Origin of the sequence: Paraburkholderia sp. Ac-20347 (assembly GCF_017104805.1) — a bacterium.
In the GTDB taxonomy this organism is placed as follows: domain Bacteria; phylum Pseudomonadota; class Gammaproteobacteria; order Burkholderiales; family Burkholderiaceae; genus Paraburkholderia; species Paraburkholderia tropica.
Genome location: NZ_JAAGPN010000280.1, coordinates 1 through 312, shown reverse-complemented (window position 1 = coordinate 312; position 312 = coordinate 1). Strand labels below are relative to the sequence as shown.

The window sequence follows — 312 nt, the reverse complement described above, 5'->3', positions numbered from 1 at the left end:
AAAAAAAACACCACCCCCCCCCCCCCCCCCCCCCCCCCCCCCCCCCCCCCCCCCCCCCCCCCCCCCCCCTCCCGCCCCCCCCCCCCCCCCCCCCCCCCCCCCCCCCCCCCCCCCCCCCCCCCCCCCCCCCCCCCCCCCCCCCCCCCCCCCCCCCCCCCCCCCCCCCCCCCCCCCCCCCCCCCCCTCCCCCCCCCCCCCCCCCCCCCCCCCCCCCCCCCCCCCCCCCCCCCCCCCCCCCCCCCCCCCCCCCCCCCCCCCCCCCCCCCCCCCCCCCCCCCCCCCCCCCCCCCCCCCCCCCCCCCCCCCCCCCCC

At 96.2% G+C, this 312-nt stretch carries 1 protein-coding gene; it reads left to right on the top strand.

Annotated elements, in window-relative coordinates; genetic code table 11:
- On the top strand, positions 1–312 hold a 312-nt coding region (locus tag G3N97_RS40250; protein WP_205996998.1), incomplete at both ends, for a hypothetical protein.